The sequence below is a fragment of the Rhodopseudomonas julia genome (assembly GCF_030813515.1).
In the GTDB taxonomy this organism is placed as follows: Bacteria; Pseudomonadota; Alphaproteobacteria; order Rhizobiales; family Afifellaceae; genus Afifella; species Afifella julia.
The window spans coordinates 1,799,952-1,823,607 of record NZ_JAUSUK010000001.1 but is presented as its reverse complement, the minus strand read 5'-3'; the positions used below and the strand labels follow the sequence as shown (position 1 = coordinate 1,823,607).

The window sequence follows — 23,656 nt, the reverse complement described above, 5'->3', positions numbered from 1 at the left end:
GGTTCGCGTCTTTCCTACCGGCGCCGCTCCTGCGGCGCCTGTCTGCGGGCGACGAGGAGACAGCCGTCGAGTGCGCCGCCTTGCGGCACGCCGAAACGCTGATTGAGTCGTGTCTCGATGCGCGTGCGCAAAAGCTCCGAAAGCCCGCCCAGGAGATAGAGCGGCTCCCCCTCACCTTCTCCGCGCCCGCTCTCTCCGCGTTCTCTCTCGCCAAGGGACCGCACCAGGGCCGCGGCCTCATCGGCCGCAGCTTCCAGAAGCGCGTCGGCCGCACCATCGCCCGCCTCGGCTGCGGCAACGATCTCCAGCACGAGCGAAGCGAAATCCCGTGGCCTCGCCTGCAACAGCCAATCCAGAATGGCGGCCTCGTTGCCGCCAAGCCGGGCGGTGAGCCTCTGCGACAGGAGGCTCTCAGGCGCCGCCCCGTCATAGCTCTTCAACGCGGCCTCCACGGCCCGGCGGCCGAGCCAGGCGCCGGAGCCCCGATCTCCTCCGAGAAAGCCCCAGCCGTCGCGTTGGATCGAGGTCCCATCGGCGAAGAGCCGGTGACCGGCCGCACCTGTGCCGAGAATGACGAGACGCGCAGGTTGCCCGCCGCCAGCCCCGATGAGCGCCGCGTAACCGTCCGACATCGCCACGATCTCGGCAAAGCCCTCGGCTGCGGCAAGAAAGGACGTGCGGCGGCCGACATCGACGAGACCCGCCACGCCGAGGCTGAGAACCACCGATCTGCGCTCGGTCGCCGGATTGGTCTGCCGACAAAGCACATTGATGAGCGCATCAAGGACGGCAATCGCCCCTGCGAGGTCGGTAGAGGGATTGCAGGCGCCCCCCTCGCCGCTCGCCAGGACCGTTCCATCAGGGGCGACAAGACGCGCACGGCATTTCGTGCCGCCGGCATCGACTGCCAGAATCGTTCTTTCCATAAAAACCTGTTCCCGGTGCCTGCGATGCAGAGGCGACGGCCGGCGCTCAATCGCCTTTGACCGCCTTCATAGCCGCCTTGGTGATCGACTGCCGCACGGATTGATATTCGCCCCAGGGATCGCCACGAAGCGCCTTGAGCCGTTTCGGCAGATTTTCCACGGTGTAGGCATTCGCCGCTTTCACCGATGAGAGCTCATCCCAGGAGACTGGCGCCGCCACTGGCGCCCCGTCGCGCGAGCGTGTGGAGAAGGGGGCGATGGCCGTCGAGCCGCGCTCGTTGCGGAGATAATCGATGAAAATCCGCCCCTTGCGCTTCGCTTTCGACATCGTCGCCACGTATTTGTCCGGCGCCTCCTCCGCGAGCTTTACCGCAAAGCCCCGGGCGAACGCCTTGACCTCGGGCCATTCGGCACGCCGCGTCACAGGCACGATGACATGTATGCCCTTGCCGCCAGAGAGCATCGGAAAACTCTGAAAGCCGAGATCGGAGAGCCGGTCGCGGAGGTCGAAAGAGGCGGTCTTCACATCACCGAAATCGAGCCCTTCGTCGGGATCGAGATCGAAGACGATGCGCTCCGGCTTCTCGATCTGATCGATGCGCGAACCCCAGATATGGAATTCCATGACCCCCATCTGCACGCCGGCGACGATGCCCGCGAGATCGTCGACATAGAAATACTGCTCTGTGTCGCCGGAGCCCTCGGTGATCTCCACGCGCTTCATCTCGTCGGGGAAACCGCCGGAATCGTGCTTCTGGAAAAAACACTTCTTGGCGCGTCCCTGCGGACAACGCACGAGGCTGAGAGGGCGCTCGGCGAGATAAGGCAGCATCCAGTCGCCGATCGCCGCGTAATATTCCGCAAGATCGCGCTTCGACAGACCCTGGCTTGGAAAGACGACACGATCGGGCGACGTCAGACGCACGCCAGCGATGCGCATGTCGTCGCCGTCGCCCGCGGCGCTTGCGGCACCCGGAGACGACGCTCCGCTCGAGCCTCGCTTCCCGGACCCTTGCTTCCCCGGCTCTTGCTTCCCCGGCTCTTGCTTCCCCGGCTCTTGCTTCGACGTCGACGAGGTTTCGGCGTCTGTCGCCGCAACAGGCTTTTCGAGGCTCACCTTGCTGGCCTCCTTATCCTCCCGCAGCCCCAGAAAAGAAGGGTGGCGCAGGATGTTGTCGCCGGTGAATTCGGTGAAGGCGATCTCGGCGACGAGTTCCGGCCTCACCCAATGGGCACCGCGCGCCACCGCCTTCGGCGCATCGGCGAAAGGCGGCGTCTTGCGCTCGATCGCTTTCAGCCGCTTCGACAAGGCATCGAGATCGCTCTCATCGAAGCCCGTGCCGACACGCCCGTGGTAACGAAGCTTGCCGTCCTTGAAGGTGCCGAGAAGAAGAGACGAAAAGCCGGTGCGCCGCTCGGACGGCGACCAGCCGCCGATGACGAATTCCTGCCGCTTGGTACATTTGATCTTGAGCCAGGTCTTGGTGCGCCGCGAGCGATAGGGTGAATCCGCCTTCTTCGAGACGATGCCCTCATGCCCGCCGGCACAGAGCGCCGACAGCACCTTCTCGCCTTCGCCGCGCACATGTTCGGAAAACTGCACGACGGAATTTTTCGGCAGCGGCTTCAAGAACTCTTTGAGCCGCGTCTTGCGCTCGCTCAGTTTTTCGCCGGTCACGTCCTCACCGTCGATCTCGAGAAGATCGAAGGCGAAAAAGGCGAGATCGCGCCCCTCGCCGATCGCCCGCTGCAGGCTGGAAAAATCGGTTCGCCCCTTGTCGTCGAAGGCGACGAGCTCGCCGTCCACGAGCGCCGACCGCCTGCCGAGCGGCGCGAAGGCCTTGGCAAGCTTCGGAAATTTCGCCGTCCAATCCTGGCCGCTGCGGGTGAAAAACTTCGGGCCCCCTTCACCAAGCGCCACGATCAGACGGTAGCCGTCATATTTCATTTCGTGCACCCAGCCCGCCCCCGACGGCACGGCATCGACGAGGGTTGCAAGCTGCGGGGCGCGGAAGGCCGGCAGCGCGGCCTTGGCGCCTTTCGTCCCTGCGCTCTTCTTGGCAGCCGCCTTGCCCTTGGAGCCGGTTTCGCCCTTGGCAGTCTCACTGCCTTTCTCGGGCTCCGATTCCCACACGGGCGAATCCGCGCCCTCCGCGATCGCCTGCATGCTGCGGCCGGTCGCAACACTGGTCTCGTGGTCTTTCAGAAGCGGATCATCATCGTCGGCCGTCTCGTCGCGCTCCTTGATGAGAAGCCAGTTCTCACGCTTCTCCTTCGCTCGCCCGCGCATTTTGACGAGCGTCCAGCCGCCCTTCATGCGCTCGCCGTTGAGACGGAAATGCAGCTTGCCCTCTTTCAAGCCCTCATGCGGATCATGGAGCGGCTCCCAGGTGCCGCGATCCCACAGCATCACCGTGCCGCCGCCATACTGACCCTTGGGGATCGTCCCTTCGAAGCCGCCGTAATCGAGAGGATGATCCTCGACATGCACGGCCAGGCGTTTTTCGCCAGGATCGAGGCTCGGACCCTTGGTCACCGCCCAGCTCTTCAGGACGCCATCGAGCTCGAGGCGGAAATCGTAATGCAGGCGGGTGGCGTCGTGCTTCTGCACGACAAAGCTCGCCCCCTTGCTCTTGCCGTGCCTGCCCTTCGGCTCCTGCGTTTTGGCGAAGTCGCGCTTGGTACGATAGGTCTTGAGAAGGTCGGTCGTCGCCATCGAGCCGCCTCAAGCCGATTTCCGCTGCCGCCCGGCTGAGCTGGAGGATTTCGGGCGGGACGAGGATTTACCTGTGCTCGCCTTTCCGCTCCGCGACTTCGCCGAAGAGGACGACGTCTTCGCCGCGGATTTTCGGCCGCTCTTTCCGCCGCTCTTGCCGTCGTCGCTCTTTTCCAGGCTTTCTTTGAGCGCCGCCATCAGATCGATGACGTTGTCGCCGCCGCGTTTCGGCGCCTCGTCTTCGTCGCTTTCCACGACCTTGGGCCGTTTCTTCTTGAGCTTCGCATCGATCACGTCACGCAGCGCCTTCACGTAATGGTCCTTGAAGACGGCGGCATCGAAGGGCGCGGTCTTGCGCTCGATCAGTTCCGAGGCAACGCCCAGAAGATCCTCATCCGCCTCCTCGTCGCCGATCCCGGAGAAGAAGGAATCCGATTTGCGGATTTCATCTTCGTAATGCAGCGTCTCCAGGAGAAGGCCCGTCCCGCAGGGCTTGATGGCGACGAGATATTCCTTGCCGCGAAGCGCGAGCTGTCCGAGACCGACCTTCTCCGACTGGCGCAGCGCATCGCGCACGACGCGGAAGGCATCTTCGGCGAGCTCGTCCTGCGGGACCATGAAATAGGGCTTGTCGAAATAAAGCGGGGCGATCTCGCATGATCCGACGAACTGTGTGAGCTCGAGCGTCTTCTTCGTCTCGAGCTTGACCTCGTCGATCTCGTCTTCCGACAGAAGAACGTAATTCCCCTTCTCGTATTCGAAACCCTTCAAAATCTCGTCTGTATCGACGGGTCCGACGCCGGGAACGACCTTCTGGTATTTCACGGGCTTGCCGGAAGGTTCGTGAATCTGACGAAAGGAGATCTTGGAAGAGGTCTTCGTCGCCGAGTAGAGTTCGACCGGGATGGAAACAAGAGAGAGGCGCAGCTGACCTTTCCAGACAGGACGGACGGCGGGCATATCGGACTCAACCAGCTGATAAGACTCACGGACTTTGATCAACGCCGCGCGTGCAGGCGTTGTTCCACCGTGCATGCCGGCCCTGCAGCCACGGTAACTGGCCTGGAAAACCCCGCCTCCCGCAGCATTTTCACGTGCAACGAAGAAATCGCAGGAGAAGAAGCATGCTGAAGGGCAAGACCGCCGTCATTACCGGATCGAATTCCGGCATCGGGCTCGGCGTCGCCAAGGCGCTTGCGGCGGAAGGCGCCAATGTCGTGATCAATTCCTTCACGGACCGGCGCGAGGACCACGAGCTCGCCGAGAAGATCGCCTCCGAACACGGCGTGACGGCAAAATATGTGAAGGCCGACATGTCGGTCGATGCGGAATGCCGTGGCCTCATCGAAGAGGCCGCCAAGATCGGGCCGGTCCAGATCCTCGTCAACAATGCCGGCATCCAGCATGTGGCGAAGGTGGAGGATTTCCCGGCCGAGAAATGGCACCAGATCATCGCCATCAACCTCTCCTCCGCCTTCTTCACCACGGCTGCCGCGGTGCCCGGGATGAAGAAAGCCGGCTGGGGACGGATCATCAACATCGCCTCCGCCCATGGTCTCACCGCCTCGCCCTATAAGAGCGCCTATGTCTCCGCCAAGCACGGCGTCGTCGGCCTCACGAAAACGGTGGCGCTGGAGCTGGCGGAAACGGCGATCACCTGCAACGCCATCTGCCCGGGTTATGTGAAGACCCCGCTGGTCGAGGGTCAGATCGACGACCAGATGAAGACCCACAACATGGACCGCGAGACGGTGATCCGCGAAGTGATGCTGGAACGCCAGCCGACGAAGCAATTCGTCAAGATCGAGGATATCGGCGCCATGGCCGTCTTCCTCTGCTCGGATGCAGCCGCGCAGATCACCGGGACACCGTTGTCAATCGACGGCGGCTGGACGGCTCTTTAAAGGGCAAAGGAACGGAAGCCGCTCGAAGGGCCTTCTCGGAAGATGGACACGCTTAAAATCGCCGAGACGACGCTCTCGATCATCATTGCCGACATCACCACGCTCGACGTGGATGCAATCGTCAACGCCGCCAATCAGTCGCTGCTCGGCGGCGGCGGCGTCGACGGAGCGATCCATCGCGCGGCCGGCCCTCGTCTTCTCGAGGAGTGCCGCACGCTCGGCGGCTGTCCGACGGGCGAGGCGCGCCTGACGGACGGCTACGATCTGCCGGCCCGCCACGTCATCCATGCCGTCGGCCCGCGTTTCCAGGGCGGCGGGCATGGCGAGGCGGAGCTTCTCGCCTCCGCCTACAAGCGCTCGCTCGATATCGCAGCCGAGAACGACCTGAAATCCATCGCCTTCCCGGCGATCTCGACCGGCATCTACGGCTTTCCCGCCGATCGCGCGGCGACGATCGCGACCTCCACCTGCGTCGGCTATTCCGAAGGCCATCCCGGCGCGCTGTCGAAAATCATCTTCTGCTGTTTTTCCGAGGAATCGGCCGAGCAGCATCGCCGCGCCCTCGCCGAAATCGGCCAGGAGGCGGAAATGGCAGATGAGGAGGCCCGGGCCGATCACCCGGGCCGATAATCAAAGAACCTATTCGGCCGCCTCGTAGCTGATCAGAAGATCCTTGGCGTCGACGGCATCGCCGGCCTTGACGGTGAGCGCTTCGATCGTGCCGTCGCGGTCGGCATGGATCGCCGTCTCCATCTTCATCGCTTCGATCGACAGAAGGACGTCGCCCGCCGTCACCTTCTCGCCGGCCTTGACCGCAATCTGCGAGATGACGCCTGGCATCGGCGCCCCGACCTGATCGGCATTGCCCGCTTCCGCCTTCGGACGCCGCGCCGCATCTCCCGCGCCATGGGCGCGGTCCGGCACACGCACGAAGCGCGGCTGGCCGTTGAGCTCGAAGAAGACGCGCACCTGTCCCTCTTCGTCGGGCTCGCCGACCACCTGACAGCGAACCACGAGCGTCTTGCCGCGCTCGATCTCGACCATCACCTCGTCGCCGGCTTCGAGCCCGTAGAAATAAACGGGCGTCGGCAGAACCTCCGTCGGCCCGTAATCCTCCTGCGCCCGCGCAAAGTCGGTGAAGACCTTCGGATACATGAGATAGGAGGCGAGCTCCTCGTCGGAGATCTCGTGATCGGCCGCCTCCACGGCCTTTGCACGCTCCGCCTCCAGATCCGCCGGCTCCATCAGAGAGCCGGGCCGCACGGTGATCGGCTCGTCGTTCTTCAGAACCTTCTTCTGAATCGCTTCCGGCCAGCCTCCCGGCGGCTGCCCCAGTTCGCCGCGCATCATTTTGACGACGGAATCCGGGAACGCGATCTCGCGGTTCGGATCGAGCACGTCGTCGACGGAGAGATCCTGGCTCACCATCATCAGCGCCATGTCGCCGACGACCTTTGAAGACGGCGTCACCTTGACGATGTCGCCGAACATCAAATTCACGTCGTGATAGGTGTGCGCAACGCTGTGCCAGCGCGATTCAAGCCCGAGACCACGCGCCTGCTCCTTGAGATTGGTGAACTGTCCGCCCGGCATTTCGTGGAGATAGACCTCCGAGGCCGGCGCCTTGAGGTCGCTTTCGAAGGCCGCGTACTGATAGCGCACCGCCTCCCAGTAAAAGGCGATCTTGCGGATCGCATCACGCGTGAGGCCCGTCGCGCGCTCGCCCGAAGCGAGCGCTTCCACGATCGAGCCGAGCGCCGGCTGCGAGGTGAGGCCCGCAACGGAATCCATCGCTGCATCGACGATATCGACGCCTTCCTCGACCGCAGCGAGCACCGAGGCGGCCGAAATGCCCGACGTGTCATGCGTGTGGAAATGCAGCGGCAGATCCGTCGCCTCACGCAGCGCCTTGAAGAGCACCTTCGCCGCGGCAGGACGCAGGACGCCCGCCATGTCCTTGACGGCGATCATATGCGCGCCGGCCTTCTCCAGCTGCGCGGCGAGATCGACGTAATAGGCGAGGTCGTATTTGGCGCGGTCCGGATCGAAGATATCGCCGGTGTAGCAGATCGTGCCTTCGCAGATCTTGCCGCTCTCGATGACGGCATCCATCGATACCCGCATGTTTTCGACCCAGTTGAGGCAGTCGAAGACGCGGAACACGTCGACACCCGCCTCCGCCGCCTTGGCGACGAAGAAGCGGACGACGTTATCGGGATAATTGGTGTAGCCGACGCCGTTGGAGCCTCGAAGCAGCATCTGCATCAAGATGCCCGGTGCCCCGGCGCGGATGCGCTTCAGCCGCTCCCACGGATCTTCCGTCAAAAAGCGCATGGCGACGTCGAAGGTCGCCCCGCCCCAGCATTCGAGCGAGAAGAGCTCCGGCAGCGCCGCCTGATAGGCCGGTGCGATCGCCGCGATGTCGTGCGTGCGCATACGGGTGGCGAGCAGTGACTGATGCCCGTCGCGCATGGTCGTGTCGGTGACGAGCGTCCGCTTCTGTGCACGCACCCAGCGTGCCAACCCCTCCGGCCCGTCGCGGTCGAGAAGCTGGCGTGTGCCGAGGAAATCCTCTGGCATCGCCTTCGCGCCAAACAGCGGCGGCACGGGCGCCGGCACATCGGCCGGCGGTCGTGGCCTGTTGCGCGTCTCCGGATGCCCGTTCACGGAAACATCGGCGATATAATTCAAAAGCTTGGTGCCGCGGTCGCGGCGCCGCACCGTATCGAAGAGCTCCGGCGTCTCGTCGATGAAGCGCGTCGTGTAGCTGTTATCCTGGAAGGAAGGGTGCGTGATGATGTTTTCCAGGAAGGTGAGATTGGTCGCCACGCCGCGGATGCGGAATTCGCGCAGCGCCCGGTGCATCCGCTTCAACGCCTCCTCCGGTGTCGGCGCCCAGGCCGTCACCTTCTCCAGAAGCGGATCGTAAAAGCGGGTGATGACGGCGCCGGAATAGGCCGTGCCGCCGTCGAGGCGAATGCCGAAGCCGGTGGCACCGCGATAGGCGGTTATGCGACCGTAATCCGGGATGAAGTTCTCTTCCGGATCTTCCGTCGTGATACGGCATTGCAGGGCGTTGCCGTTGAGGAAGATCTTCTCCTGCGGCGGCACGCCCGACGCGGGATCGCCGATCTTCTCGCCTTCGATCAGCCGGATCTGCGCTTTGACGATGTCGATGCCCGTCACCTCTTCGGTGACGGTGTGCTCCACCTGGACGCGCGGATTGACCTCGATGAAGTGAAATTCGCCCGTCGTGGAATCCTGCAGGAACTCAACGGTTCCGGCGCAGACATAATCGGCGGCCTTTGCGAGCTTCAGCGCATAGCCGCACAATTCCTCCCGCTTTTCCGCACTCAGATAAGGCGCCGGCGCGCGCTCTACGACCTTTTGGTGGCGCCGCTGCACGGAACAGTCACGCTCGAAAAGATGCACCTGGTTGCCGTGCCGGTCACCGAGGACCTGAACCTCGACATGGCGCGCATGCTCGACGAGCTTTTCGAGATACACCTCGTCCTTGCCGAAGGCGGCCTTGGCCTCGCGCTTCGCCTGCCGCACCGTCTCCACGAGTTCTTTCTCGTTGGAGATGACGCGCATGCCGCGCCCGCCGCCGCCCCAGGAGGCCTTGAGCATGACCGGGTAGCCGATCTCGCCTGCGACGTCTTTCCACCGGTTTTCGTCGTCCGGCAGAGGCTCGCTCGCCGGCATCACAGGCACACCCGCCTCGACCGCGAGATTGCGCGCGGCAACCTTGTTGCCGAGCCGGCGCATCGTTTCCGGCGAGGGCCCGATGAAGGTGATGCCGGCCTCGCGGCAGGCCTCGGCAAATTCCGGGCTTTCCGACAGAAAGCCGTAGCCCGGATGAATGGCGTCCGCACCGCTCGCCTTGGCGACGCGCAGGATCTCGTCGATCGACAGATACGCCTCGATCGGACCCATCTGGCCGGGCAGGTGCGAGCCGGAGCCGATCAGATAGGCCTCGTCGGCCTTGAAGCGATGCAGGGCGAGCTTGTCTTCTTCGGCGAAGACGGCAACCGTCTTCAGCCCCAGCTCGTTGGCCGCGCGAAACACACGGATTGCAATTTCGGAACGATTGGCAACGAGGAGCTTAGAAACTTTCCGCAAGGCCACCCTCTCTCTGCAGGAACGCACTTTCTTACCGGCCGGTTTTCGGCGACGCAAATGAAGAGGCCCCCGGCTTACGCCGGAGGCCTCTCTTTCAACTCAGCTGTGCGCGATCAGTAACCCGACGGGCACTCCGCGGTGTAGCGGCGGCCATAGCGGTCGCGGTAGTAGCAATAGCCGGGACGGCTCGCCACCGAGCCGATGATGGCGCCAGAAGCGGCACCGATCGCACCACCGACCACGGCGCCTCCGACCGATTTTGTCGCAAGCCCGCCGATCGCTGCGCCGCCGACACCGCCAATCGCTGCGCCGGTCGCTGCGTTCTTATCCGTCTGCGTGCAGGCGGTGATGCTGAGGGCAGCAACAGCAGCAATGGCAATGGCTTTAATTTTCATGCGTCCATCCTCTCCTTGATCTGGGTGCGGTAAACCGTTCTCACAACACCGGCACCCATGCCAAGGTTCCAAAAATTTCGTCATCCATGCCGGAGGTTTAGGCACTAAACCGGGCCCGCGGACAAATTCCTAGGACGCCGAGGCGAACAAGAGTGCCAGCGGAGCGCGACGAAAGAGCTCTGAAGCCGCAATGCGATCGCCCTCGACATCGGCACCCCCGACGAGATCGGAGAACCGGGCGAACCCGCCGGGAAGCGACACAAACGTGTCGGCAAAGGCATCGGCGCGCAAGGTCAGCCCATCTTCCCCCTCAAGCAACGAAAGCGGCAGCCGCGGCACGATCACGACGAGGGCTTCGCCCTCCACCTGGCGCGCATAGGCGGTGATCTGCGCCGCCATCGGTCCTTCGACGGAAAGCGGTTCATAGCCGCCCTCGAGAAAGAGTTTGCGGTGCTCGCCACGCAGACGCAGCAGGCGCTGCACGAGCCACGCCTTCGGCACGGCCTCGTGCCAGCGCGGAAGCGTCTGCGCGAACGTCATCTCTCCGACTTCCCCAAGAAGCGCCCGACGCCTGTCGAAATCGACCGGCCGGCGATTGTCGGGATCGACGAAGGACAGATCCCACAGCTCCGTCCCCTGATAGACGTCCGGCACGCCCGGCGCCGTCAACTTGATCACCGTCTGCACCAGCGAATTGACCGCACCGGCCGCAAACAGCGGCGTGCTCACCTTGAGAAAGTCCTGGCGATAGGCGGCGAAATCGTTGGAGAGCGCCGAACGCACGAAGTTGGAGAGCTTCTCCTCATAGGCCGTATTGGCGGCGGTCCAGCTCGTCCGCTCCTTCGCCTCGCGCACGGCTTTGAGCATGAAGGCTTCCAGTCGCTCGACGAGATCGGCGAGACCTTCATGATCGTCCGCCTGCAATTCGAGCGGCCAGCCGCCGAGAAGCGCCTGATGAAACAGCCAGACGACGTTCGGCTCGGGTGCCGGCCCGTCGTCGAGCTCCGCCACCAGCGGCAGGAGGGTCGCGTTCCAGCGCTTCACCGCTTCGGCCCATTCCTCCGCCATTTCGCTGATCGTGGCGATGCGGGCACGCGCATCCTCGCCCCGCTTGGTGTCATGCGTCGCCGTCGTGGAAAGAGCGTGCGGCTGCGTCGCGAGCCGCTCCTGCATTGCCGGGTGGAAGCTCGCCTGCGGTCCAGGCTCGGGCTCGCCGCCCACCTCGTTGAGCGCGATCAGCCGATTGAAGCGATAGAAAACCGTGTCTTCCAGCGCTTTCGCCATCATCGGCCCGGTCGTCTGCTGGAAGCGGCGGGCAAGATAGAGCGCGCTTGCGACCGTCTCGTGATCGGAGAGATTTTCCAGAAGCAGAAGACCGACCAGGAAGTCGACAACGCCCGGATCCTCCACAAAGGGCGAGAGCTTCGCCTCCTCGCCCGCTTTGCGCAGAAGCTTGCGGTCCTGCTCTGATGCACCGGACAGATCGACATAGCTACGGTAGACGGGGAAGGATGTCGCGACCTCAATCAACGCACGGCGCAGCGAATCCGGACCGTAATCGCGCGTCAGCGGATCGTTCTCGCCGATTTCGCGGGCACGTTCGGCGAGATAGGCGAGCTCGCCGGCAAGATTGTAGGTGAGAATACGCCGCTTGGTTTCGCGCACGATCTCCGAAAACGGTCGCGTTTCGCCCGTCTCTTCGCGCCACGCCCCGTCGAGGCGGGAAAGCCCCTCCGTATCGACCTGCAGCGCCGTCAAGGCATGGGCGAATTCGTAGCCGGTCGTTCCCGCCGTGCGCCAGGTTTCCGGCAGCCTTTCATCGGGGCCGAGGATCTTCTCGACGACGACATAGGGCGCGTTCTCGATTTCCGCGAGCTGCGCGAGATAAGCCTTCGGATCGGCAAGCCCGTCGATATGATCGATCCTGAGGCCCGCCACATCGCCCCTCGCCGCAAGCTCCTTCACCAGGGCATGCGTCGCCTCGAAGACGGACAGGCGATCGACCTGCACGCCGACGAGATCGGTGATCTCGAAGAAGCGGCGATAGGTCAAAGTCTCCCGCGCCATCCGCCAATGGGCAAGCCGCCAGTTCTGCACTTCGTGGAGTTCGTGCAGCGCCTCTCGATCTGCCGAGATCTCGCCGACCGCTCCTTCGATCTTGGCAAGCGCCTCGGGATCTTCGGCAAGCGTCGCAAGCCGCTCCTGGAGAAGCCCCGCCCCATCCGCCGAACCCGTGGCGAAGGTCAGCGAAAGCTCCTGAAAATCGGGCTCGTCGATCTCGCCCAGAATCCGGCCATAGGTATTGGGCGCCAATGGCAGCGCGATATCATAATAGGTGAAGCGGAAGCGGCCTTCGTCCTTGTCGAAACGCAGCCCGAATTCCCCGTCTTCGAGAACCTTGCCGTAGGGCGCGCCGAGCGCCGGAATGAGAAGTTTCGCCGCCGACCAATCGATGTCGAAATAGCCGGCATACTGGCTCTCCTCCCCCCATTCGAGCACGTCCGCCCAATAGGGATTGGCCGTCGACGCGCCCATATGGTTGGGCACGATGTCGAGGAGAAGCCTGAGGCCATTTGCCTTGAGAGCGTCAGCGAGGCGGGCAAATCCCTCCGCGCCTCCGAGCGCCGGATCGAGTTCGGCGAAATCGGCCACATCGTAGCCGTGGGTCGAACCCGGCACCGCCGTGAAGATCGGCGAGGCATAGAGGTGGCTGACGCCGAGCCGCTTCAGATAGGGCGCAAGCCCGGCGGCCGTGTCGAAATCCATCCCCTCGCGAAACTGCAAGCGATAGGTGGCCGTCGGCACCGCCTCGAGCGGCGGACCTGCCTCACGCATGTGACGCCTCCATGAAGAAGGCGACGGCGAGCGCCGGCACGAGCCCGTCGGCGATCTCCGCATCGACCCCCGGGCCGGAGACAAAGATCGGAGCCGACGGCTTGAAGCTGTCGGTGGAGACGGGCGTATCGCCGAGATTGGCGAGAAGCGTCATCCGCGCCCCGTCGCCCATCGTCCAGGTGACCCGAAAGCCATGGTCGCCGAGACGCTCGCTCTCCCCGTTCATGGCGCGCATGCCGGCAAGGCGCGGCACGATCTCGCGGTGGCGCAGATGCAAGAGCTCGCGCGTGAAGGCGAGATGTTCATGCCCTTCGCCTCTGGCCGCGCCCGACCAATCGAGGCAGGAGCGCTCGAAGGTCTTCACGTCGTTCGGATCGGCGATCGCCGCCCGGCGTGCGGGATCGCGAAAGCTCTCCCAGGCGGTGAACTCGCGTCGCCGTCCCTCGCGCACGAGATCGGCAAGCTCGCCATGGAAATCGGTGAAGAAGAGGAAGGGCTGCGTTTCGGCATATTCCTCTCCCATGAAGAGGAGCGGCAATTGCGGCTGCAGAAGATGGATGGCCGTCAGAAGCCTGAGCATCTCTTCGTCGGCGAGAACGGCGAGCCGTTCACCGTCGGCGCGGTTGCCGACCTGATCGTGGTTCTGCAGGAAAGCCACAAAGGCCGTCGGCGGCTGGCCGGCGCTCGCAACGCCGCGCGCCCCGCCCCAATGCTCTGATACCTCACCCTGATAGGCAAAGCCTTCGCTCAGAATCCGCATCAGATGGCCGATCGGATCGTCGGCATAATCCTTGTAATAGCCCTCATGTTCGGCCGTCGCCGCACAATGCGCGGCGTGATGGAAATCGTCGTTCCACTCCGCCGTGAAATAGCGCGGGGCACCGTCGTCATCGCGCTCGTGCAGCGAGACGATGTTGCGCTCATCCTCCGTCGTCAGATGGATATGACGGTCGGGCCATTTTTCGCGAATACGGGAGGAAAGTTCGGGCAGGAGCGTATCCGCCCCCGGCCCCTTGATCTGGTCGATCGCATCGAAGCGCATGCCGTCGAGCCGGAATTCCTCCAGCCAGTAGAGCGCGTTGTCGATGAAGAAGGAGCGCACGGCCGCATCATCGTAATGGATGCCCGCCCCCCACGGCGTGTGCCGCTCCGGATCGAAGAAGGGCGGGGCGTACATGTGGAGGTAATTCCCGTCCGGGCCGAAATGATTGTAGACCACGTCGAGAATGACCATCAGCCCGCGCTGATGGGCGGCATCGACGAGCGCTTTCAGCCCCTCCGGGCCGCCATAGGCGCCATGCGGCGCATAAAGCAAAACGCCGTCATAGCCCCAGCCGCGATCGCCGGAAAACTGCGCGACCGGCAGAAGCTCGATGGCGGTGACGCCCAGATCCTCAAGATAATCGAGCCGTTCCTCGACCCCCGCAAAGGTGCCCGAAGGACTGAACGTGCCGACATGCAGTTCGTACGTGACGAGTTCTTCGACGGGGCGCCCGCGCCAGCCCGCGCTCTGCCAGCGATAGTCCTTCGGATCGACGAGCCGGCTCGGCCCATGCACGTCGCCCACCTGGGCTCTTGCGGCCGGATCGGGAACGGCAAAACCGTCTTCCAGCACGAATTGATAATCCTGCCCCGCCTCGGCCTCCGGCACGGTGAGTTCGAACCAGCCGCGATCGGCCTTGTTCATCGCCAGATCCTGGCCGGCGAGGCGCAGCGTCAGCGCGTTCTGAGCGGGAGCCCACAAGCGGAAACGGGCGCCGCCTTCCGGGCGCATGAATGCGCCCCATGTCGTTTCAAATGAGAAGCTCTGGGTCACGGAATATATCGACTTAAAGGTGTTGCGGGGGTGCAGTGGCCGGTCAACGCTCAGGCGATCCCAGCGTTCCGAGCGTCATGCCGGCATCGCCCTTTCGACAAGGCGTGCAAGATAGCTTGCGCCGTAAGGTGCTGCGCTGTCGTTGAAATCATAGGCGGGGTGGTGAAGGCCGGCGGAATCGCCGTTGCCGAGAAAGATGAAAGCACCCGGTCTTGCTTCCAGCATATAGGAGAAATCCTCCCCGGCCATCAGCGGCGGCGTGTCTTCGGTCACCGCCCCCTCCCCGGCGATTTCGCGCGCGACGGCCGCCGCCTTGTGCGTCTGCTCTTCGTGATTGACCGTCACCGGGTAATGCCGCTGGTAATCGAGGCGGGCGCGCGCCCCGAAAGCCTGCCCGATCGTCGGCACAATCTCGTTCATGCGCCGCTCGACCAGATCGCGTATGGCCGGATCGAGCGTGCGCACCGTGCCTTTCAAGGTCCCGCGCTGCGGGATGACGTTGAACGTGTCGCCAGCGTGAAAGGTCGTCACGGAGACGACGGCACTCTTCAGGGGATCGACATTGCGCGAGGCGACCGATTGCAGCGCATTGACGATCTGCGAGCCGACGAGAACGGGATCGACGCCCGCATGCGGCTTGGCGGCATGCGATCCCTTGCCCTCGATCTGGATGATGAAATTGTCGGTCGCCGCCATCAGCGGGCCCGGACGGATGCCGAACTGGCCGACGGGAATGCCCGGCATATTGTGCAGGCCGTAGACCTCGCTGATGGCGAAACGCTCCATCAACCCGTCTTCGATCATGGCGCGCGCACCCGCACCGCCCTCCTCGGCCGGCTGAAAGACGATCACCGCGCGCCCGGAGAAATTGCGCGTTTCGGCGAGATAGCGCGCCGCGCCGAGCAGCATCGCCATATGGCCGTCATGACCGCAGGCATGCATCTTCCCGGGCGTTTCGGAGCGCCACGGCTTGCCGCTTTCCTCCTCGATCGGCAGCGCGTCCATGTCGGCACGAAGGCCGATGCCGCGATCGCCGTCTCCTCGGCCACGGATGATGCCGACGACACCGCTTCGCCCGATGCCCTCCACCACCTCGTCACAGCCGAAAGCGCGCAGTCTGTCCGCCACCACCTTCGCCGTCCGCGGCACGTCGTAGAGGAGCTCCGGGTTGCGGTGAAAATCGCGCCGCCATTGCGTGATCTCGTCGGCGGCTTCGGCAAGGGAGTTTATGACGGGCATGACGCGGCTCTCTCGTGAAAGAACCGATGCTAGCGCCTGTGCCGCACCTGGCAAGCACGGAGAGATTTCCAGGCTTCGGGTTGGCGCTCAGGCAACCGCTTCTGCCGCTCGGCCACGACGGTCGAGCCGGATCGTCCACAGGAGCAGCGCGAAGGTCATCGCGGCCCCGATCGCCGTCGCAACCGGCAGGCCCGGCCACAGCACGACCACGCCCGCAACGCCGGCAAGAAGTCTGAGCGGCCAGACGAGCGGCGCCTCCATATAGCCCTCGAAAGCCGCACCGACGGCATAAGAGCCGATCACCGCCTGCGCAAAGACGAGAAGCACCTCCGGCACGCTGCCGTGCAGAAACGGCGTATAGGCGAAGAGGATCGGCACGATGTAGAGCCCCTTGGCGAGTTTCCACGCCGTCATTCCGGTCGCCATATGCGGCGTGCGGGCGATCGCCGCAGCTGCAAAGGCGGTGAGGCAGACCGGCGGCGTCACGTTGGAATCCTGCGACAGCCAGAAGATGATCATATGGGCCGAAAGAAGTGCTGCCGTGATCAGCGCCGGATCGAGCGCCTGGCCATGCACGAGGCGCAGGACCTCGGCGGGTGCCGCCGCGATGAAGGCGTTCGCCGCCTCCCGGCTCATCGGTGCGGCAAGCTTCGTCATCGCCTCCGGATCGGCGAGCAGGAAGGGCCCGCGTGCCGCCTCCGGCAAATTGCCCGCAGTCAAAAGATCGACGAGATAGCCGTTCTCGATCATGCCCTGAAGGGCGGGCGCGGAGAGCGTCGCGAGCACGATATACGCGGCCGTCACCGGCAGTCCCATCCCGAGCACCAGTGAGGCGAGCGCGATCAAGAGGAGCGCGATCAGGAGATTGCCGCCCGCCCAATCGGCGATCATCAGCGAGAAGGTGTTGCCGATGCCGGTCATGGCGATGACGTTGACGATGAGGCCGACGGCAATGAGAAGCACCGCCGTCATGATCATGTTCTGGGCGCCGAGCGCCAGGGCCTCCAGGATCGCCTTCGGACCCATGCGGTTCTTGGTGAGCCAGGAGGCGGCAACGACGGAAAGGATCGCCCAGCCGGCGGCATAGACCGGGGTGAAGCCGTAGATCAGAAGCCCGATCAGGGTTGCGACGGGGACGAGGAAGGCCGGGCCGCCCGCCTTCAAGACCTCCCAGGCACTGCGGCTTTCGTCGTCGACGCCGACGATATGGTGCTTCTTCGCCTCGATCCGGACGAAGAAGGCGACGGTGAGGAAATAGGCGATCGCCGGCAGCGTCGCGACGGCGACGATGTCGAGATAGGGGATCTGCGTATTCGACGCCATGACGAAGGCACCCGCCCCCATGATCGGCGGCATCAGCTGCCCACCGGTCGAGGCGGCTGCTTCCACGCCGGCGGCGAAGCGCGGCGGAAAGCCCGATTTCTTCATGAGCGGAATGGTGATGACGCCGGTCGACACCGTATTGGCGACGGCCGAGCCGGAGATCGTGCCGGTCAGTCCCGACGCAAAGACGGCCACGAAGCCGGGGCCTCCGACGAGGCGGCCGGCGAGCGCGCGGGCAAGATCGATGATGAAATCGCCGGCGCCCGAGCGCACCAGAAATGCGCCGAAGAGAATGAACATGAAGACGAAACTCGCCGAGATCCGCCCGATCGTGCCGAACATGCCCTCATCGGCAAAGATCGATCGGAAGAGAACCGTCTCATAGGAAAGGCCGGCGAACCGGAAGACGCCCGGCGCGTAGGCACCGAGAAACGACACATAGGAGAGCGCCAGGATGATCAAGACCGGGATGATCGGCCCCGTCGTGCGCCGCGTCAGCTCGATCGCGCCGACAATGACGAGGATCGCGGCCACCCAATGCTCGGGCGAAAGACGCACGCCCTGCGCATAGATCGCCGTCTCCGAGCCGATGATGAAGAGCGTCGCACCCGCGATGACGGCTCCGGTGACAGCATCGAGCCAGAGTGGCGCCACGAAGCGTCCGGCTTTGAGCGGGTAGCGCAGGCAGGCGAGAAAAGCGAAACCGGCGAAATGAATGCCGACGAGCCACAAGGTCGACACGCGCCCGTCGATATTCGCCCAGATATGGAAGAGCGAGATGGCGATGCCGCAGGCGGCGAAAGCCCGCGCCGGCCAGGAGGCGAGGCTCCTGACATGGGTTTCGACTTCGCCGTCGACATCCTTCTGAGGCGCAGCCTGCTCAGACGCGTTTTGCGCCTCGCTCATCGTCCGATCCCTGCAGCTGGAGAATTTTTGCGGAGATAGAAAGACGCCGTCGCGGCCGAGCGGACCGCATGCAAGCGCACGCGGCCCGTGACCAGGCCTGAAGCGGCGTCTCGCACGCGCCTTTTATTCGGCCGCGACCTTGAGACGGTCCGGGATCGCAATCCCCTGCTCTTCGTAATAGCGCGCTGCGCCCGGATGCAGTGGCAGCGGCAGTCCGGCGATCGCCGCTTCGAGCTTCATGTTTTTCGTCGCCGGATGGATGCCCTGCAGGAAGGGCAGATTCTCGTAGATCGTCTTCGTCATCTTGTAGATGGTCTCTTCCGGCACATCGGCGCGCACGGCGAGGAAGTTCGGCTGCGCGATCGTGTTGATCTCCTTCTCCTGGCCCGGATAGGTCCCGGCCAGGATCGTGAAGCGCGTCCACAATTCCTCGAAATCGCCATTTGCCTCTTTCATCTCCTCATCGGTGAAATCGAGGACGGTGATCTCGTTGCCCATATTGGCAAAGGCCTGGCTGATGGCGCCGACCGGCGGGCCGGCTGGCGTCGAGATCAGCACGACCTGTCCGTTCTGCAGGGCTTCGGCCGCTGGGCCGTAGCCGGAATAGACGAGGTTGAAATCCTCATCGATATTGTAGCCGAGATTGCCGAGGATGGTGCGGTTGGAGCCGAGCGTGCCGGAATTCTGCGCGCCGAGATTGATCGACTTGCCCTTGGCCTTTTCAACGTCAGCGATGGTGCCTGTGTCGGCAAGGTCGGATTTCAGGACGAAATGTTCCACATTCGGCCACAGCATGGTGACGGAGCGGAGATTCTCCTGCGGCCCCTCATTTTCCAACGGGCCGGAGCCCTTCTTCGCATAAGCGCCATAAAGGCCTTGCAGGATGGCGAACTGGACCTCGTTGTCACGCATCAGCTTGATGTTCTCGGCCGAGCCCGCAGAGTTGATCGCCGACATGCCGATCTTTTCACTGGGCTGCAGCTTGACCTTGATGAGCGTGGCAAGAGCAACACCCACCGGATAATAAGTGCCGCCTGTTGAAGCTGTCGCCAGCAGGTAATTCTGTTCTTCCTGAGCCCGCCCCGAAGAAGGCCAGGCAATAGCGCCAACGAGACCAAGGCTGGCCACGGCCATGACAAAGGAGCGTAAAACTTTGCGCTGGAATAGCATTCTGTTCCTCCCACCATTGCAGTCTTATTCTTTTGGAAGACTGAGCTTATGGGCTATCGGTCGGAAAGCAAAGCCCGCGCGAGTGCTCACGGAAACTCAAGCAAGGCGCGTTTGTGAAAGTGAGCCGAATTGTGTTACGCAGCGGCGGTCGCGTAAGGATGACCCAGACAACCATGGGGCCGAAACCTTGACACCTCCGCTTCGCATGCTTTCGGGGGCGCGCCTTCTGCTCGCTCTCCTGCTTCTTGTGACAGCTCCCCTTGCCGCCTCCGCCAACGAAACGGCTGGCGCTGGCGACGTCGTGGGACCTTATCTCCTGGTCGATGCGAAGAGCGGGGACGTCCTTGAGGAGCATGATGCGCTCCGCCCCTGGTATCCGGCATCCACGACCAAGCTGATGACGGCCTTCGTCGTCTTCCGGGCTCTCGAGGTTGGCGAGATCACGCTGAAATCACCGGTGGTGATGTCACAGCATGCGTACAACCAGCCCTATGCGGCGCGTTTCTTCAAACCGGGTTCGGTTCTGACGGTGGACAACGCGCTCAAGGTCATGCTGGCGCGCTCGTCCAACGACATGGCGATGGCGATCGCGGAATCCGTCGGCGACGGCTATGACAATTTTCTTCTGCGCATGAACCTCGAGGCGAAGCGCCTCGGCATGACGCGCACGCAATTCATAAACCCGCACGGCCTCTACAATCCGCACCAGGTCACCTGCGCGCGCGATCTCGCCATCCTGACGCGCGCAATCTTCGACGAATTCCCGCGCTACCGGCACTATTTCAACGTCCCCGCGATCAAGGTCGGCGGCGCGGTGAAGCGCAACACAAATCTTCTGATCGGCCGCTACCGCGGCGCCACGGGAATGAAGACCGGCTATATCTGCGATTCCGGCTGGAACCTGGTCGCAACGGCCCAGCGCGGACGGCGCGAATTGATCGCGGTCGTTCTCGGCGCCGACAATGCCATCGACCGCGCCGAACGCGCAGCCCGTCTTCTCGATGCAGGCTTCAATCGCGGCGGAGGGCTTTTCTCGGGCGGCCCCGACATCACCCGCATCAATTCCGGCTCCCGCTACACCGAGGCCTATGACATGCGCGATCAGGTGTGCAGCCCGCAGAAGGGCAAGCAGGTCGCCTCCAAGTCGAACCCGATCTACAAGCCCATGAAGGGCGGCCTCATCATGGTCGACGAGGGAGACGGCTTCAAACCCTCTCATATCGGCCAGCGCAAAGGCCCCGTGACGCCGATCGTCGTCGCAACCGGCGGCGTCGAAGGCCCGGGCGTGGACGACCTTGCGCAGGAGATTTTGAGCGCGCAGCTCGGCGTCATGCCGCGCCCGCGCCCGACGATCGCCATACCACCCCGGCCGCAGCTCGCGACGGCGTTTGCGCCGAGCGAAGAGGCGAGCAAGGCAGCGCCCGTCGATCCCGTCCTGCTCCTCGCCGCCCCTGCCCTGATGCCGCGCCCGCGGCCGGACCGGTAAGCTCGAAGGCGAGCCCCGCCGGAGGTCTCTCGGCACGGACCCTCAGCCGCCGGTTTCGATCTCGTAGCGGCTGACGCCTTCGTCATCGCGGCGCCCCAAAAACCGGTGACCGCGTTCATTGCACAAATGCGGAATGTCGATCGCCGCCATCGGGTCGGTGGCGAGAACCACGACACGTATGCCCGGCGGCAGAGACGCGATCTCCTTGGCGGTTTTCAAGACGGGCAGCGGGCATTTCAGCCCGCGCACGTCGATGACGTGGCAGTTGTCTTCTTCGTCCGCTGAATGAATGGCCAACATCGGCCTCCTTGCAGGCTTGACCTCTTCAATTTCCGTCCCTGGTATGGGAAGAGATGCCAGAAACAGCAAGAATGCCGCAGGCTCTTCTGCCTGAAGCGGCGGGGGAGACGATGGGCTTTATCGAAAGAATCAAGAGCGAACTCGCCTATGTACGCGGCGCCCTGCGTGCACTTCGCAAAGTCAGCTCGGCGGCAAAGAACCGCAACCGCACTTTTCCCGATCTGATCGAGGACATCGCAAGAGAGCATGGCGACCGGCCGGCGATGATCGCCGAGAACGAGCGCATGAGCTACCGCGAATACAACGAACGCGCCAACCAATATGCCCGCTGGGCCATCGCCAACGGCGTCAAAAAGGGTGATTGCGTCGCCCTGATGATGCCGAACAAGCCGGAATACATGGCCGCCTGGCTCGGCATCGCGCGCGCCGGCGGCGTCACCGCCTGCCTCAACACCAATCTGCGCGGGCCAGTCCTCGCCAATTGCGTGAACATCGTGGAGCCGAAGCACATCATCGTCGACACGGCGATCGCCGACGGCTTTCACTCCGCCGATCCGTTTCTCCAGACGAAGGCGGAATACTGGGCCTATGGCAGCGGCGTGGACGCGTGGAAACGGCTCGACGAAGCGCTCGACACGTTCAGCCGCGATCCGCTCGAAGCCTCCGAAAGACCTAAGCTGACCACGTCGGACCGCTGCCTCTTCATCTATACGAGCGGCACGACCGGCATGCCCAAGGCCGCCAACATCAACCATTACCGCGTGCTCGCCATCTCGCTCGGCTTCAACGGCGCCATGGATATGAAGCCGGAAGACCGCATCTATGTGTGTCTGCCGCTCTATCACACGACCGGCAGCGTGCTGGCCTCCGGCGCGGCATTGACGGCGGGCGCGAGCGTCGTCATCCGCGAAAAGTTCTCGGCAAGTCAGTTCTGGGACGACGTCGTCGATTATGAGTGCACGATCTTCCAGTATATCGGTGAGCTCTGTCGCTATCTCCTCAACAGCCCGACGCATCCCAAGGAGCGCCAGCACAAGCTTCGGCTTGCCTGCGGCAACGGCCTGCGCCCCGACATCTGGGAAGACTTCAAGAACCGCTTCGCCATCCCGAAAATCCTGGAATGGTATGCGGCGACGGAAGGCAACGCCGTCTTCTTCAATTTCGACGGCAAGGTCGGCTCGGTCGGCCGCATTCCGAAATGGGCGGAGAGACGCTTCGTCACCGAAATCGTGCGGTTCGACTATTCCTCCGAAGAGCCGAAACGCGGTCCCGACGGCTTCTGCATGAAATGCGCGCCGGGAGAAGTCGGCGAGGTGATCTCGCAAATCATCGATGATCCGAGCCGCCCGAGCCAGCGTTTCGAAGGCTACGCCGATCCCAAGGCGACAGAGAAGAAGATCCTCAAGGACGTCTTCGAGAAGGGCGATATGTGGTTTCGCACCGGCGATCTGATGAAGAAGGATGAAATGGGCTATTTCTATTTCATCGATCGCATCGGCGACACCTTCCGCTGGAAGGGCGAGAACGTCGCCACTTCCGAAGTGGCGGAGGCGATCACCGTCTATCCGGGCGTCAAGGATGCCAATGTTTTCGGCGTCGCCGTACCCAACACCGATGGGCGCGCCGGCATGGCCTCGCTCGTCGTCGAAGAGGCCTTCGATATGAGCGGCTTCTATGCCCATGTGGAACGGCATCTGCCGCGTTATGCGCGACCGATCTTCCTGCGGCTGCAGCAATCGATGGAAATGACCGGCACCTTCAAACAGCGCAAGGTCGACCTCGTGCGCGAGGGCTTCGACCCGAACCGGATCGCCGACCCGCTCTATATGCTGCACCCGGAAAAGCAGACCTATGTGCCGCTCGATACCGGTCTCTATGAAGAGGTCGAGAGCGGCGATCTGCGGCTTTGAGGCAAGAGATGGCACCGACCAACCCGGGTCCGCAGGACGTGATCGCCTTCTGGCGCGAGGCGGGCCCGGAGAAATGGTTCAAGAAGAGCGATGCCTTCGATCGCGAGATCGGCGAGCGCTTCGGGGCCCTGCATGAAGCGGCATCGAAGGGCGCCCTCGAGGACTGGGCCGAGACGCCGGACGGCGCTCTCGCGCTCATCCTCCTTCTCGATCAATTCTCCCGCAATCTCTACCGCAAGCGGCCGGAGGCTTTCGCCACCGACCCGGAGGCGCTTCGGCTTGCCAAGGAAGCTCTGTCCAAAGGCTACGAGAACCACGTGCCGGCGGATGTCGCGAAGTTCTTCGTCATGCCCTTCATGCATTCCGAAAGCCTCGCCGAACAGGACCGCTGCGTCGCGCTCAGCCATCGGCTCGACAAGGCAGGCACGCTTTCCTTTGCCTTGGAGCATCGGGAGATCATCCGCCGTTTCGCCCGATTTCCCCACAGGAATGCCGTCCTTCACCGGCACACGAGCCCGGCGGAGCGACGGTTTCTGGAGGACGGCGGCTTCTCGGGCTGAGGCGCGATCCGACCCCGCCGCGCACTGCGCGAAGTTGAACGGCCTCGT

At 63.6% G+C, this 23,656-nt stretch carries 16 protein-coding genes; 5 read left to right on the top strand and 11 right to left on the bottom strand.

All coding sequences use genetic code 11. The features are described from left to right. Positions 1–14: 14 nt before the first annotated feature. Genes J2R99_RS08385 through ku form a run of 3 tightly spaced genes read right to left on the bottom strand, consistent with a single transcriptional unit; the run spans position 15 to position 4,602 of the window. Positions 15–926 carry a glucosamine kinase nucleotide-binding domain-containing protein gene (locus J2R99_RS08385; RefSeq protein WP_307153970.1) on the bottom strand — a complete coding sequence of 304 codons (912 nt, stop codon included), beginning with the start codon at positions 924–926 and terminating at the stop codon, positions 15–17. 46 nt (positions 927–972) lie between these two features. Then, positions 973–3,642, bottom strand: a complete 2,670-nt coding sequence (ligD, locus tag J2R99_RS08380; RefSeq protein WP_307153969.1) for a DNA ligase D — start codon at positions 3,640–3,642, stop codon at positions 973–975. A 9-nt stretch (positions 3,643–3,651) separates the two neighbouring features. Continuing rightward, on the bottom strand, positions 3,652–4,602 hold the full coding sequence (gene ku, locus J2R99_RS08375; RefSeq protein ID WP_307153968.1) for a non-homologous end joining protein Ku: 951 nt from the start codon (positions 4,600–4,602) through the stop codon (positions 3,652–3,654). Between the two features lie 164 nt (positions 4,603–4,766). Here ku and J2R99_RS08370 point away from each other — a divergent pair, with 164 nt between their 5' ends. Together J2R99_RS08370 and J2R99_RS08365 are read left to right on the top strand one after the other, a co-directional pair. After that, the gene (locus tag J2R99_RS08370) at positions 4,767–5,546 is read left to right on the top strand and encodes a 3-hydroxybutyrate dehydrogenase (protein WP_307153967.1); all 780 of its coding nucleotides are present in this window, start codon (positions 4,767–4,769) and stop codon (positions 5,544–5,546) included. A 42-nt stretch (positions 5,547–5,588) separates the two neighbouring features. Further along, positions 5,589–6,176 carry an O-acetyl-ADP-ribose deacetylase gene (locus J2R99_RS08365; RefSeq protein WP_307153966.1) on the top strand — a complete coding sequence of 196 codons (588 nt, stop codon included), beginning with the start codon at positions 5,589–5,591 and terminating at the stop codon, positions 6,174–6,176. 9 nt (positions 6,177–6,185) lie between these two features. On the opposite strand, the gene pyc is transcribed toward J2R99_RS08365, so the two are convergent. The 7 genes from pyc to J2R99_RS08330 form a co-directional block, all read right to left on the bottom strand. Then, complete coding sequence (pyc, locus tag J2R99_RS08360) at positions 6,186–9,668, bottom strand: pyruvate carboxylase (RefSeq protein ID WP_370872306.1); 3,483 nt, start codon at positions 9,666–9,668, stop codon at positions 6,186–6,188. 113 nt (positions 9,669–9,781) lie between these two features. Further along, positions 9,782–10,057 carry a YMGG-like glycine zipper-containing protein gene (locus J2R99_RS08355; protein WP_370872334.1) on the bottom strand — a complete coding sequence of 92 codons (276 nt, stop codon included), beginning with the start codon at positions 10,055–10,057 and terminating at the stop codon, positions 9,782–9,784. A 135-nt stretch (positions 10,058–10,192) separates the two neighbouring features. Beyond that, positions 10,193–12,898: a malto-oligosyltrehalose synthase gene (gene treY, locus J2R99_RS08350; protein ID WP_307153963.1), complete on the bottom strand. Its 2,706-nt coding sequence runs from the start codon at positions 12,896–12,898 to the stop codon at positions 10,193–10,195. Next, positions 12,891–14,672, bottom strand: a complete 1,782-nt coding sequence (gene treZ, locus J2R99_RS08345) for a malto-oligosyltrehalose trehalohydrolase (RefSeq protein ID WP_307153962.1) — start codon at positions 14,670–14,672, stop codon at positions 12,891–12,893. The genes treY and treZ overlap by 8 nt, the downstream gene beginning before the upstream one ends. Positions 14,673–14,789: 117 nt before the next feature. Next, positions 14,790–15,953: a M20 aminoacylase family protein gene (locus J2R99_RS08340; RefSeq protein WP_307153961.1), complete on the bottom strand. Its 1,164-nt coding sequence runs from the start codon at positions 15,951–15,953 to the stop codon at positions 14,790–14,792. Positions 15,954–16,040: 87 nt separating this feature from the next. Continuing rightward, on the bottom strand, positions 16,041–18,182 hold the full coding sequence (locus J2R99_RS08335; RefSeq protein ID WP_307153960.1) for a TRAP transporter permease: 2,142 nt from the start codon (positions 18,180–18,182) through the stop codon (positions 16,041–16,043). Positions 18,183–18,305: 123 nt separating this feature from the next. Beyond that, positions 18,306–19,352: a TAXI family TRAP transporter solute-binding subunit gene (locus J2R99_RS08330; protein ID WP_307153959.1), complete on the bottom strand. Its 1,047-nt coding sequence runs from the start codon at positions 19,350–19,352 to the stop codon at positions 18,306–18,308. 187 nt (positions 19,353–19,539) lie between these two features. Here J2R99_RS08330 and J2R99_RS08325 point away from each other — a divergent pair, with 187 nt between their 5' ends. Beyond that, the gene (locus J2R99_RS08325) at positions 19,540–20,838 is read left to right on the top strand and encodes a D-alanyl-D-alanine carboxypeptidase family protein (protein ID WP_307153958.1); all 1,299 of its coding nucleotides are present in this window, start codon (positions 19,540–19,542) and stop codon (positions 20,836–20,838) included. A 42-nt stretch (positions 20,839–20,880) separates the two neighbouring features. On the opposite strand, the gene J2R99_RS08320 is transcribed toward J2R99_RS08325, so the two are convergent. Further along, entirely contained in the window at positions 20,881–21,138 is a 258-nt protein-coding gene (locus J2R99_RS08320) for a sulfurtransferase TusA family protein (protein WP_307153957.1), read from the bottom strand. Positions 21,139–21,209: 71 nt separating this feature from the next. On the opposite strand from J2R99_RS08320, the gene J2R99_RS08315 reads away from it, so the two are divergent. Together J2R99_RS08315 and J2R99_RS08310 are read left to right on the top strand one after the other, a co-directional pair. Then, positions 21,210–23,048, top strand: coding sequence for a long-chain-acyl-CoA synthetase (locus J2R99_RS08315; RefSeq protein WP_307153956.1), 1,839 nt, complete (start codon positions 21,210–21,212; stop codon positions 23,046–23,048). Positions 23,049–23,056: 8 nt separating this feature from the next. After that, positions 23,057–23,608, top strand: a complete 552-nt coding sequence (locus tag J2R99_RS08310; RefSeq protein ID WP_307153955.1) for a DUF924 family protein — start codon at positions 23,057–23,059, stop codon at positions 23,606–23,608. Positions 23,609–23,656 lie beyond the last annotated feature (48 nt).